Source organism: Janthinobacterium paucivorans (assembly GCF_051380805.1).
Classification (GTDB): Bacteria; Pseudomonadota; Gammaproteobacteria; order Burkholderiales; family Burkholderiaceae_D; genus Janthinobacterium; species Janthinobacterium lividum_D.
Genome location: NZ_JBNYXR010000008.1, coordinates 98269 through 110689, shown reverse-complemented (window position 1 = coordinate 110689; position 12421 = coordinate 98269). Strand labels below are relative to the sequence as shown.

Sequence of the window (12421 nt, the reverse complement as noted above, 5' to 3'; positions counted from 1 at the left end):
TGTTCTCCGTGCGTATCAGGTATAGCATCGCCACATGACTTACCACACTGATGCGGCGGCGGTACGCAGACTATGGATCGAATGGCTGTTTTTGCTCCTCGGGCTGCTCCTCGTGGCTGCCGCCCTCGCTTACGCGCATCTGGGTGAAGCGGCGCGACATGACGGGGCCGAGCGTGAACGGCTCAGCGTGATGACGGCGTTGCTGGCTAAAAATATCGAAGTCGACCTGGCGGCAACCAACCTGGTGCTGAGCGGCGTGATCCGCGACTATCTTGGCGCCGGTGCTGCGGGCCCCGGACCTGCCCTGCCACGGCGATTGGCGGCGCTGGTCGACGCCATGCCGGGCGTGCGCACCATGCTGGTCCTCGATGCGAAGGGCAAGCCGGTCGCCACCAATATGGCAGAACTGGTCGGACAGGATTTTTCGCGCCGCGACTATTTCCAGTGCGCGCGCGACGCTCCAGATGCGCGCATGCTGTACATCTCGGCGCCGTTTCTTTCCTTCGAGCGCGATCTGGTCATCACGGCGTCGCGCATCGTACAGGACCAGCAGGGCCGCTTTGCCGGCATGGTGGTGGCCACCCTCGATCCCGAGTACTTCACGGCCAAGTTCCGCACCGCCATGTATGCACCCGACGTCTGGGCCGTGGTGTTGCATGGCGACGGCCGCCAATTCATGAACTACCCCAAGAGGACTGCCGATGGCGGCAATATGGATGTCCCCGGCAGCTTCGTGCGGCGCTTCCGCGACAGCGGCTATCCGGCTGGCGTCCTGAGCGGCGTCGCCACTGGCGCTGCCAGCGCAGAGCGCATCATGGCCATGGCCACCATCGCGCCGCCCGCGCTGCACATGGACCGTGCCATCATCATCGGCCTGAGCCGCGAAGAAGCGGCCATCAGCGCCCCGTTGCGGCGCCAGGCGCTGACCTACGCCCTGTGCTTTGCCATGCTGGTGCTGACCGCAGCGAGCCTGCTGTTCTGGAGCCAGCGGCGGCGCCGGCAACAGGCAGCTTGGCGTGTGCAACAGGAAACGGAGCACCAGGCCATGCAAGCGGTGTCCGACAGCGAGGCGCGCTTTCGCACGTTGATCGAAGATGCGCCCTTGGCCATCGCCATCCTGCGCCACGGGCGCTTCATCTACTCGAATCCCCGCTACCGCAGGCTGCATGGCTACTCGCTCGAAGACGACCTGAACGGCGCAGCCTGGTCTTCCATGCTTTCCGCGCAATCGCAGGCGACACTGGCCACCAACGAAGCGCTGATCGAGGCCGACTCGCCCAGCGAACAGGTGTTCGAAGCGTTCGGCCTGGACAAGCAAGGCTTGCCCGTGCCCATGTTCAAGACCACGACGCGCGTGATGCTCAAGGATGGACCGGCGACGCTGATCTTTGCGCAGGATATTTCCGTGCAAAAGCAGGCCGAAGAGGCCATGCTGCTGGCGCGCGATGCGGCCGAGGCGGCCAACCGCAGCAAGGCGGAATTCCTCGCCAACATGAGCCATGAAATCCGCTCGCCGCTGAACGCCATCCTTGGCATGGCATGGCTGCTGGAACGTGGCAGCCTGAGCGGGGAAGGACTCGATATGACGCGCAAGATCCGCGCCGCCGGCCAGTCCTTGCTGGGCATCATCAACGACGTGCTCGACGTATCAAAAATCGAGGCGGGCCACATGACCATGGAGCAGGCGCCGTTCCGCCTGGCCGAGGTGATCGAAAAAATCGCCGCCAGCATGGGCGTTGCCGCGCATGACAAGCCCATCACCGTGCGGATCGGGCCGCTGCCCGAAGGCGTGGACCAGGTACTGGGCGATGCGCTGCGGCTGGAACAGGTGCTGGTGAACCTGACCAGCAATGCCATCAAATTTACGGCGCAAGGCACGGTCGAGCTGTTGACCACGCGAGAGAGCGGCGACGGCGACGCTGCAGTGCTGCGTTTCAGCGTGCGCGATACGGGCATCGGCATCGCCCCTGAAGTACAGGAAACGATCTTTTCCGCCTTCGCCCAGGCCGACACGTCCACCACGCGTCGCTTCGGCGGCACCGGCCTGGGCTTGACCATCTGCCGCCAACTGGTCAGCCTGATGGGCGGCTCGCTGCACCTGGAAAGCAGCCTGGACCGGGGCAGCGAATTTAGTTTCACGCTGCCGCTGCAACTACTGCCCGCCAACGCCCTGTCCTCACCCGACATGAAAGCCTTGCATGCCCTGCTGGCCGACGCCAACGCCGACACGCGCGAGGCCGCTGCTGCCGTGGCGCGCGCCCTGGGCTGGAGCGTGCATGTGGTGTCCGATGGGCGGGCGGCCCTCGACTATGCGCTCGCCTGCGCCGATGGCGAGCGGCCCGGCGTCGTCCTGCTGGCCGCGCGCATGCCCGAGCTGGACGGTATAGCCACGGCACGCGCGCTGCGCAAGCACTTGCCGGCACAGGACTGCCCCGTCGTCATCCTGGCGGACAGCGGCGCGCCGGTCACGCAAGCAGCGCAGCACCATGCCGACCGCGCCGACCCGGCCGACGCCGTACTCAACGAAGCGGTGACAGCGTCCAGCCTGTACCACGCGGCGCTGCAAGCGCGCCAGCAGCGCGCCAGGGATGCCGGCATCGATACCAGTGTGGTGACGCTGGAAGAGCGCGTGCTTGCCGGCGTGCGCGTGCTGGTGGTCGACGACAGCGAAATCAACCGCGATGTGCTCAAGCATATCCTGCACGACCAAGGGGCAGTGCCATCGTTCGCCTGCGATGGCAGTGAGGCGCTGAACTGGCTGCTGGCCCACCCCGCTGCCGTCGACATCGTGCTGATGGATGTGCAAATGCCTGTCATGGATGGTTTGCAGGCGACGCGCGCGCTGCGCCAACTGCCGCAGTTTCAAGACCTGCCCGTGGTGGCATTGACGGCCGGGGCATTCCAGACCCAGCGTACGGCAGCACTGGAAGCGGGCGTGAATCATTTCATCAGCAAACCATTCGACGTGCCACAGACCATCGCCCTGATCGCGCGTGCACATCGCCGCCATGCGCAGGCACTGCCAGCCCTTACTGCGGTCATCGACGACGTGACGACGCCCGTGCCCACATACGGCGCGCCAGCCGTGATCGACCTGGCGCAAGGCATGGCCCAGTGGCTCGATGAAGCGCTTTACCGCCGGCACCTGTCGCGCTTTGGCAGCACTTATCGCAACTCGGTGGGCGCCATGCGCGCCCTGCTGGCGGCCAACGCCGGCGACGATGCCGCCGCACTGGCGCACAAGCTAGCCGGCGATGCTGGCATCCTGGCCCTGCCCGCCACCTTGCAAGCGGCGCAGCAAGCAGAGCAGTTGCTGCGTGCCGGTGCCGATGCGTCGGCCGCCCTCGATACACTGGAACAGGCGCTGGCGCAGGCCACCGAAGCGGCCGCTGCCATCACGGCACAGACGCCGCTACCCGGTCAGCCAGCCTTGGCGGCAAAAATGGCACCATGACGCGGCAAATAATCGTGCTAGTGAAGCATGCACTAACCAGGCTGCGCCTGCAAGGGCAAGGGTTTGCGCTAGAAATGCAATGCTGGGCTGCTGTACGCCAGAGAACAATTGCATGCATAAACTGTTGGCCTGGCGCCGTATCTGGCAGCACCTACCCTTCGCGTCCATCTATCCTGGCGCGCCACAGGTAGGGCGCATACACGCACGCATACAAGCCAAAGGCCAGTGACCAACAGGCGCCTGCCGCCAGCAGCAGCGGCATGGCCAGCGCTGCGGGACCGACAGCGGCCAGCAGGCGTGCCAGCGCGCCCAACTGTATCAAGCAGTACATCGCCGCTTCCGCGCGGCCACCCTTCAGCGGGCGCCCCGTGTGGCCCAGGGTGGTGCGTGTCATCATGCCGATGATCAATCCCGCCATCGAGCCCACCGTCAGCGCGTGAAATGCGGCGCTGGCCGGCAGCAGCCCCAGGCTGGCCAGCGCCAGTAGCGCAAAACCGACGCCTATCCATGCATACGACAGGTGCAAGATCCACAGCAGGGGCACGCGCACGGTGCGCTGCGGCTGCCAGGCCAGCACATTGAGCAGCGACATGGCGCTAGCGACCAGGGCCAACGGCGCCGTCAACCACGCTGGCGCGTCTGCCAGCCACGCGATGGCCGCCGCAGCCATGCAGGCCGCAGCGAGCAGCGCGCGCTTCGGACTGGCCACGGGCGGGCGATTTGGATTGATGTTTGGCGCGCCATTGCGGGTAAACATGGGGATCACGCGTGCGCCGATCACCGATTCGATCAAGACAATGATGAAGATGGCCGCCTGCACGGGCAGGAACAGCGACAGCGGCAGCGCGCCCAGCACGGCCGCATGGAACAGGCCATTGGCCAGCGCCAGCAAGGCCAGCAGAGCGACGAGGAACAAGTTGCGGGTATTGCCAGAACGGCGCAGTACCCGATATAGGGGCCAGGCGGCCAGCGGCAGGAACAGCCACTCGACCACCGCCGCCACCAGTGCGGGGCTGCACAGCATGGCGATGCGCCCTGCCAGCCACAGCGCTACCAGCGCCATCAGCTGGACACCGTGCGGCGTGGGCAAACCCGTCCAGTTGCGCCCCGCCGTGTACAAAAAGCCAACAATGACGGCCAGCGCGAAGCCGAAGACCATTTCGTGCATATGCCAGCCCAGGCCCACTTGCAGGCCAGGCGCAAGCGAGCCGGCATAACTGGCCAGCCAAAGCGCAATACTGATGACCGCAAACACGGCCGCCAGCAAGTAAAACGGTCGAAAACCCAGCTGCCAGAGAGCATGACGGGCATGCCAGGGAGCGGCGCCGGCTGTCGTGGAAGGCGGGGAAGGTTCGCTGATCGGGGTGATGGACATGATGGACTCGCGATAAAGATATATTCAATATACTACTTTAAACGCGCAAGAACTGCCATCGGCAAAAAGGACTAGGCGCTAGCGACAAGTGAGCATGGGATCTGACCCGGCGGGTCAGACCCCATCACGCCGGTGCCTACTTGCCCTGGCGGTGCTCGACCGCATACACGGCCGCCTGCACGCGGCTGCTGAGATTGAGTTTTTTCAGCACGTTCTGTACGTGGATCTTGACCGTGCTTTCGGCCAGGTCGAGGGTGCGCGCAATGGCTTTGTTGCTCTCGCCACGCGACAGGCAGTCGATGATTTCCTTTTCGCGCGGCGTGAGCTTGTCGAGTTCCGATACTGGCTCTTCGCGCCGCGCGCCCGCCTGCAACTGCGCCACCAGCTTGCCCGTCATGGCTTCGGCGATGACGACTTCGCCGGCAGCGGCGCGGTGGATGGCGCGCACCAGGTAATCGGCGTCGATATTTTTGATCAGGTAGCCGCAGGCGCCCGCACGCAGGGCCGTCGCCAGGTCTTCGGCGTCTTCGGAGACCGTCAGCATGACGATGGCAGTGTCGGGACAGTCGTGCTGCATCAGTTGCAGCGCTTCGACGCCCGACATACCGGCCATGTTCAAGTCCAGCAGCACCACATCGGGTTGCAGTTGGATGGCGCGCTTGATGCCTTCCACGCCATCGGCCGCCTCGCCCACCACGCAAAAGTCGCTATGGCGCTGCAGCAGCGAGCGGATACCGCTGCGAAACAGCGCATGGTCATCGACCAGCATGACGGTGATCGGTTTGACGAGAGTCTCCATTTTTTGTACTTTCAGAGTGTGGCTTATGCGGCGCGGCGCTGCTCGCGCGACAGGTGCAGTTCGACCGTGGTGCCGCCACCGGGATGGGCGTGCACATCGAACCTGGCCTCGATGCGCTGCGCGCGCTCGCGCATGATGTGGATGCCGACATGGCTATCGCCTTTTTTCAGCACGGCCGCAGCATCGAAGCCGACACCATTGTCGCTGATCGTCAAGGTAAAGTCCTGGTGATCGGCGAGGCGCACCTCGACATGACTGGCCTGGGCGTGCTTGCGGATGTTCGACAGCGCTTCCTGCACGATAAATAGAAGCTGCAATTGCTGTTCACGGGGGAATGGCGCGCCGTCGACATCGGCCAGCAGTTCAGCCTCGATGCCCGTCTGGCGGCGAAATTTGTCGACAGCCGCGCGCAGGGAACCGATCAGGTCGTCCTCCATCAGGCGGCAGCGGAAGTTGGCCAGCAGTTCGCGCACGTCCTCATAGCTTTCCTTCACGCCCGCATGCAGGGCCGGCACGATGTCGGCCACTTCATCGAAGCGCGCATTGCGCACGGAGTCGTCGAGCATCTGCACTTGCAGGTTGAGGAAATTGAGGCTTTGCGCGATGCTGTCGTGCAAGCCCTGCGCCACCAGGTTACGCTCTTCGGAAATGGCCATCTCGCGCTCGCGCGCGGCCAGGCGCAGGTTTTCCAGCGCGATGCCCAGTAGTTGGCCCAGCGTTTCGAGTAGCCCCAGCTCGCGCGCGGAAAATACGCGCGCATGGCGGAAATGCAGGTTGAAAAAGCCCAGCTGCTGTTCGTGCGCATGGATATGGAAGACCGAGACGGTGGCAAAGCCCTCGCGGTGGCAGCGCAGTTCGTGCGCCTTGTCGATGCGGCGCATGTCGTGCACCTTCGCCACTTTCATCTCGACGGCGCTGCCGCACAGGCACTCGCCCACCTTCAGGCAATGCTCGGACGCTACCAGTTCTTCCGACAGGCCGTGGTGCACCACCATGTGCAGGTTGCCCCGCTCGGCATCGAGCACGCGCACGGTGGAGCCGTCGGCCTCGAAATAATCGACGATGCGCTGCATGAAGCCGTCGCAAATGTCTTTCAGCGGCTGCGGGCGCTGGAGGAAAGCGGCGCTTTCATACAGCAGGGCCAGTTCCCGGTTGCGGTACTCCAGGGTGGCCGTCTTGCTGCGTACGCCCTCTTCCAGGTTGCCGTACAGCGCTTGCAGGCGGTCGGCCATCTGGTTGAAGCCACTGGCCAGCTGGCCGAATTCGTCATTGCTATCGACGGCCAGGCGCACGCTGAAATCGCGTTCCTTCATGCGCTGCATACCCAGGCGCAGCCGCGTTACCGGTTCGACGATCAGCATGAACATCAGATAAATCATGCTGACCGTGCCGATGACGGCCATGCCCACCAGGATCAGCTGCGAGGCGCGCAGCCAAAAAGTGCGCTGCTCGCTATCGTGCTCGATCAGCCGCACCAGCTGATCGACCTGGCCAACAAAGGTATCGGCGTCACGCTCGAACTGAGGCCCTCGCGCGCTCTTATCGGCGACCAGGGCGGCCGGTCGCAAGGACCCGCGCCAGGCAGCGCCGATGCGTCCGAATTCGGCCTTGATGGCACTGCTGGGAGGCAGGAACAAGGGACGCTGCGGGTCGCCTTGGCCGATCTTGGCCAGGGTCTCGTCGATCAGCAGCACCTGTCGGCGCGCCTGCACGACGGCGTCGCTGGCGTCGCTGACAAGCAGCAGGGACAGGCGGTAGGTCTGCATGCGCAGGCGCCCCGTTTCATTGATGGCGGCAGAACTGCCTTCGAGCTGCCACGACAGGAACAAGGTGCAGCCGATGGCACTCAATGCCAGCGCCAGCATAAGCAGCAGCGCGCCGACGATCTTGGTCGACAGTTTCTGCCAGGAGGAAAACATCGCCTTCAATTTCATACCGCCCTTGAATGTAAATACAAACTACCTCAACCGCCCGTCTGTGCCATGAACCTCACGATTTTATCGGGCTGCGAATTGAAATCATGCTGCTGCGGCTTGAGTTCGATGGCGGCGCGGATCGCCGCTTCGATCTGCGCATCGCTAGCCCCGCCGCGCAACAGGGGACCGAAGGCGAATTTCTCTTCCTGGCCCAGGCACAGATACAGAGTACCATCGACGGACAGGCGCACACGGTTGCACGTGGCACAAAAATGCTGCGACATGGGCGTGATGAAGCCGATGCTCGATCGACCGTCGGGCGTTGCCATATAGCGCGCCGGCCCGCCACCGAGTTCTTGCGCCTGCGGCACCAGGCCAAAGCGCGCGGCCAGGCGCTCGCGCACTGGCCCCAGCGGCATATAGCGGGCATTGCGGCCCGTACTGCCCATCGGCATGGCTTCGATCAGGCGCAGGATGAACTGCTGCTCGATACAGAAAGCCGCCATGGCCTCGATCTGGTCGTCATTGACGCCGCGCATGGCCACCATATTGATCTTGATCGGATCAAAGCCGGCCGCCTTGCCCGCCATCAGGCCGTCCAAAATAGGCTGCAAGCTGTCGCGGCCCGTGATCTGCTGCATGCAGGCGCGGTCCAGCGAGTCCAGGCTGACATTGATGCGATGCACGCCCGCCGCGCGCAGGGCCACCGCGTGCTTGCCCAATTGGGTGGCATTCGTCGACAGCGACAGATCCTGCAAACCGGGCAGCGCAGACAGCTTTTGCGCCAGTTCGGGCAGTGCACGCCGCAACAGCGGCTCGCCGCCCGTCAGGCGCACGCGGCGCGTACCAAGGCGCACGAAAATGCCCAGCAAACGCTCGATCTCATCGAACCTCAGCCAGTGCTGCGGCTCCTCGAAACCGTGAAAATCCTTGGGCATGCAATAACTGCAGCGCAAATCACAGCGATCGGTAACGGACAGCCGCACGTAATCGATCGAACGGCCAAAACGGTCTTGCAACTTGCTACACTGCATGACACTACTCCTGTTTCTAGCTCGATTGTAAGGGCTGGGGCACGATCTGGCTGCGCCCCAGAAGGCGTAGCGCACTACGTCTTCCAGCCTACGCATTTCAGCCTAGGCATTAAAACCTACTGAACCAGCGCGCTGGCGGTGCCTTCGACGCTCGCGCCTTCCAGCTCGATGCCCGTAATCTGCGCGCGCCCCACCAACAAGTGCAGATACTGGTGTACGGCGCGCTGCCACGCGGCGCGCGACAGGCGGTCGGCGATCTGCGCCTGCACCGCCTCGTAGGCAATCACCTGGCCTTCGACGCGGCGCAGCACCTGCACGATGTGGTAGCCGAAGCGTGTTTCCAGCAAATGAGCGGCCAGCGCGCCCGCTTCCAGGCGCAGCAGCAGCGCGTCGAATTCCGGCACGCTCTGCCCCGGTGACAGCTGGCCCAGGTTGCCGCCCAGGGCCCCGGATGGGCAGTTCGAGTACTGCGCTGCCAGTTCGGCGAAGCGGTGCGGCGCCTGTTTCAGGGCATCGAGCACGGCTTGCGCCGTCGTACGCAGCAGCGCCAAAGGTGCTTCCGGCGTCACCTGAAACAGGATGTGGCGCGCCTCGACCAGCGCCCCGCTGCGAAACAGCTGCGGGCGCTGCGCATAAAAGCTGCGGCACGCCGCATCGTCGGCGGCCGGCACGCGCACTTCCTGCGCGAACAGCGCCTCGATGCGGTCGTCAATACTGCCGCCCTGCACGCCGAGCCGCTCGGCCTCGTCTTGCAGCAGCCGGCGCAGCACCAATTCATGCACGGCCTGTTTCAACGGATTGCCGGCGCTGTCGTGATGCGGCAGTTCCTGCGCGATGTCGGCATCGTCGATATCGATGCCATTGACAGAGATCCCCATGACATTGCTCCTTTTTTAGCGGCGGCGCACCAGTTGATAGGCGCGACCGAGATAGGCGACTGCGCCAAAGCCGCTCCACACGTGCACCAGACGGGTGAACGGGAAGATGACAAACAGCGACATGCCCATGAACAGATGCAGCTTGAAGATCAGCGGTGCCTCAACGATGAAGCTGGCTGCGTCAGCGCGGAAGGTGACGATGTGCTGCGCCCAGTTCATCAGCAAGACCATCATGTGGCCATCCATGTGCGAGGCCGACACAAAGATTGACGACAGGCCCAGCAGCAAGGTCAGCAAAATCCACAGCATCACCAGCTTGTCGCCGGCCGTGGTGACGGCGCGCAGCCGGTCATTGGAAAAGCGGCGCAGCAGCAGGATCAGCAGGCCGGCAAGGCACAGGCCGCCCATGATGCCGCCAGCGGCCATGGCCACGCCCTGTTTCAGGCTATGCGTCACGCCCAGCGTATCCCACACCCAGACGGGCGTGAGCAAGCCGGCCGCATGGCCGAACAGCAGGCCGATGATGCCGATGTGGAACAGGATATTACCCAGGCGCAGGCTGCCACGGTGCAGCAGCTGGCTGGAATCGGACTTCCACGTGTATTGCTCGCGGTCGAAACGGATCAGGCTGCCGAGGAAAAAGATGGCCAGCGCGATGTATGGATAAATGCCATACACAAATTGATGCAAGTAATTACTCATGATGTACTCTCCTCATGCGGGCGCAGGCGGCCAATTAAGCGGCGCGCCGCGGCTGCGGGTGAAAATGCACGGGATGGACGCCGCCTGGGACCTGGCCCTGACCTTGGCGCAGCAATGGCTCGACGCCATCCGCACCGGGGCCGAAGGTTTCCAGCGCTTCATCCATGTCGCGGATCGGCGGTTCGGCCAGCATTTCGGCCGCCACCGGGCTGAGGCGTTCAAGCAGCGTGAAGACGGGCGCATACGCACTGCCGTTCGCTGCCAGCTTGCGCCCGATATGCGCGAGCACATGGACAGCATCACCCAGCAGCGGCGCCGAAGCTGCCTCGTCGATGTGCGCCAGAAATTCCAGGAACAGCGGCACGAAGTCGGGCAAATCGTCCCCCGTCATCTGCAAGCCGTGGCGCTTGTATTCCTGCATCAGGTCGACCATGGCCTGGCCCCGGTCTCGCGATTCGCCATGAATATGCTCGAACAGGTGCAGCGAATGCGACGGGTTGCGGTCGAACGTAGCCACGTACTGCTGCTGCAGATCGATCAGACTGCTGCTTTCAAGGTGCGCCAGCAAGGGCCGCAACAGCGCATGCTGCTCCGGCACGACCTCCAGCGCAGCGTCCAGTTGCGACAAGTGCGCGATCAGCTCGGGCTCCGGATACAGCAGCAGGCGCGATAGGATGTGATAGTGATTCATAGCGTGTCTCATCTGAGTTCCTTAAGCGCCTGGCGCCGTTTTGCGCGACTTCGGCATCTGCATGAAGATCGCCGAACCGTGTTTTTTCTTGCCGAACAAGGTCGGCTCACTGCTGCCGTCCGAGCAGCCATTGCCGAAGCTGAAGCCGCACGAGCCCTTCTCGTTGAAGCTGTCCTCCGCCATTTCCTTGTGGCTGCTGGGGATGACGAAGCGATCTTCGTAATTGGCAATCGCCATGATGTGGTACATGTCCTCCACCTGCGCCTTGCTCAAGCCCACCTGCTTCAATACCGTCAGGTTCTCGACTTTCTCGACCGTTTTGCTGCGCATATAGGCACGCATGGCCAGCATGCGGTCCAGCGCCGAGACGATGGGCGGCTGGTCGCCGGCCGTCAGCAAATTGGCCAGGTATTGCACGGGAATGCGCAGGCTTTGCGTGTCCGGCAGCATGCCGTTGACGCCCAGCTTGCCCGATTCGGCCGCCGCCTGGATCGGTGACAGGGGCGGCACATACCACACCATCGGCAAGGTCCGATATTCGGGATGCAGCGGAAACGCCACCTTCCATTCGACGGCCATCTTATAGACGGGCGACTTGACGGCCGCTTCCAGCCAGAGGTCGGGGATGCCCTGGCGGCGCGCCTCGGCGATGATGGCCGGGTCATGCGGGTCAAGGAACAGATCGAGCTGCGCCTGGTACAGGTCCTGCTCCTGCGGCACGCAGGCAGCGGCCTCGATCTTGTCGGCGTCGTACAGCAGCACGCCCAGGTAGCGGATGCGCCCGACGCACGTTTCAGAGCACACGGTAGGCTGGCCAGCCTCGATGCGGGGGAAGCAGAAGGTGCACTTCTCGGCCTTGCCGGACGACCAATTGTAGTAAATTTTCTTGTACGGGCAGCCGGAGATGCACATGCGCCAGCCGCGACACTTGTCCTGGTCGATCAGCACGATGCCGTCGTCTTCGCGCTTGTACACGGAGCCCGATGGGCAAGAGGCCACGCAAGTCGGGTTGAGGCAATGCTCGCACAGGCGCGGCAGATACATCATGAAGGTGTTTTCGAACGTACCGTACATCTCCTTTTGCATGTTGTCGAACAGTTTGTCCTTGCTGCGCTGGGCAAATTCACCGCCCAGGTCATCTTCCCAATTCGGACCCCATTCGATTTTTTCCATCTTTTTCCCCGTCAGCACGGAAATTGGACGCGCCGTCGGTGGCGTTTGCGACAGTGGTGCGCTTTGCAGGTGCTCGTAGTCGTAGGTGAACGGCTCATAGTATTCGTCGATGGCCGGCAGATTCGGGTTGGCGAAGATATTGGCCAGGATCTTCAAACGGCTGCCCTGGCGCGGCTCGATCCTGCCCGCGTCCGTGCGGCGCCAGCCGCCATTCCATTTGTCCTGGTTTTCCCACTGCTTCGGATAGCCGATGCCCGGCTTGGTTTCAACGTTGTTGAACCATGCGTACTCGACGCCGTCGCGGCTGGTCCATACGTTCTTGCAGGTGACGGAACAGGTGTGGCAGCCGATGCACTTGTCCAGGTTCAGCACCATGCCGATTTGCGCTCTGATTTTCAT

Annotated in this window: 9 protein-coding genes; 1 reads left to right on the top strand and 8 read right to left on the bottom strand. The window is 63.4% G+C overall.

What is annotated here, in order from left to right; all coding sequences use genetic code 11:
* The first annotated feature begins 34 nt into the window (after positions 1 to 34).
* Entirely contained in the window at positions 35 to 3454 is a 3420-nt protein-coding gene (locus ACQ4V8_RS11935; protein ID WP_436571519.1) for a response regulator, read from the top strand.
* Positions 3455 to 3605: 151 nt separating this feature from the next.
* On the opposite strand, the gene ACQ4V8_RS11930 is transcribed toward ACQ4V8_RS11935, so the two are convergent.
* The 8 genes from ACQ4V8_RS11930 to narH all read right to left on the bottom strand — a co-directional run bounded on the left by ACQ4V8_RS11930 (position 3606) and on the right by narH (position 12421).
* On the bottom strand, positions 3606 to 4829 hold the full coding sequence (locus tag ACQ4V8_RS11930) for an NnrS family protein (protein WP_196855141.1): 1224 nt from the start codon (positions 4827 to 4829) through the stop codon (positions 3606 to 3608).
* 136 nt (positions 4830 to 4965) lie between these two features.
* Positions 4966 to 5628, bottom strand: coding sequence for a response regulator (locus ACQ4V8_RS11925; RefSeq protein ID WP_010398554.1), 663 nt, complete (start codon positions 5626 to 5628; stop codon positions 4966 to 4968).
* Between the two features lie 23 nt (positions 5629 to 5651).
* Complete coding sequence (locus ACQ4V8_RS11920) at positions 5652 to 7547, bottom strand: type IV pili methyl-accepting chemotaxis transducer N-terminal domain-containing protein (RefSeq protein WP_436571518.1); 1896 nt, start codon at positions 7545 to 7547, stop codon at positions 5652 to 5654.
* Between the two features lie 44 nt (positions 7548 to 7591).
* The gene (moaA, locus tag ACQ4V8_RS11915) at positions 7592 to 8578 is read right to left on the bottom strand and encodes a GTP 3',8-cyclase MoaA (protein WP_436571517.1); all 987 of its coding nucleotides are present in this window, start codon (positions 8576 to 8578) and stop codon (positions 7592 to 7594) included.
* A gap of 116 nt (positions 8579 to 8694) precedes the next feature.
* Entirely contained in the window at positions 8695 to 9456 is a 762-nt protein-coding gene (locus tag ACQ4V8_RS11910) for a peptidylprolyl isomerase (protein WP_010398559.1), read from the bottom strand.
* 15 nt (positions 9457 to 9471) lie between these two features.
* Complete coding sequence (gene narI, locus ACQ4V8_RS11905; RefSeq protein ID WP_010398562.1) at positions 9472 to 10158, bottom strand: respiratory nitrate reductase subunit gamma; 687 nt, start codon at positions 10156 to 10158, stop codon at positions 9472 to 9474.
* Between the two features lie 34 nt (positions 10159 to 10192).
* Positions 10193 to 10849: a nitrate reductase molybdenum cofactor assembly chaperone gene (gene narJ / locus ACQ4V8_RS11900; protein ID WP_070347304.1), complete on the bottom strand. Its 657-nt coding sequence runs from the start codon at positions 10847 to 10849 to the stop codon at positions 10193 to 10195.
* Positions 10850 to 10870: 21 nt separating this feature from the next.
* Positions 10871 to 12421: a nitrate reductase subunit beta gene (gene narH / locus ACQ4V8_RS11895; RefSeq protein WP_436571516.1), complete on the bottom strand. Its 1551-nt coding sequence runs from the start codon at positions 12419 to 12421 to the stop codon at positions 10871 to 10873.

Coding starts and splice junctions, on each gene's coding strand:
- moaA (WP_436571517.1), bottom strand. CDS start 8,578: ATGCAGTGTAGCAAGTTGCAAGACCGTTTTGGCCGTTCGATCGATTAC.
- narH (WP_436571516.1), bottom strand. CDS start 12,421: ATGAAAATCAGAGCGCAAATCGGCATGGTGCTGAACCTGGACAAGTGC.
- ACQ4V8_RS11925 (WP_010398554.1), bottom strand. CDS start 5,628: ATGGAGACTCTCGTCAAACCGATCACCGTCATGCTGGTCGATGACCAT.
- ACQ4V8_RS11910 (WP_010398559.1), bottom strand. CDS start 9,456: ATGGGGATCTCTGTCAATGGCATCGATATCGACGATGCCGACATCGCG.
- narJ (WP_070347304.1), bottom strand. CDS start 10,849: ATGAATCACTATCACATCCTATCGCGCCTGCTGCTGTATCCGGAGCCC.
- narI (WP_010398562.1), bottom strand. CDS start 10,158: ATGAGTAATTACTTGCATCAATTTGTGTATGGCATTTATCCATACATC.
- ACQ4V8_RS11935 (WP_436571519.1), top strand. CDS start 35: ATGACTTACCACACTGATGCGGCGGCGGTACGCAGACTATGGATCGAA.
- ACQ4V8_RS11920 (WP_436571518.1), bottom strand. CDS start 7,547: ATGTTTTCCTCCTGGCAGAAACTGTCGACCAAGATCGTCGGCGCGCTG.
- ACQ4V8_RS11930 (WP_196855141.1), bottom strand. CDS start 4,829: ATGTCCATCACCCCGATCAGCGAACCTTCCCCGCCTTCCACGACAGCC.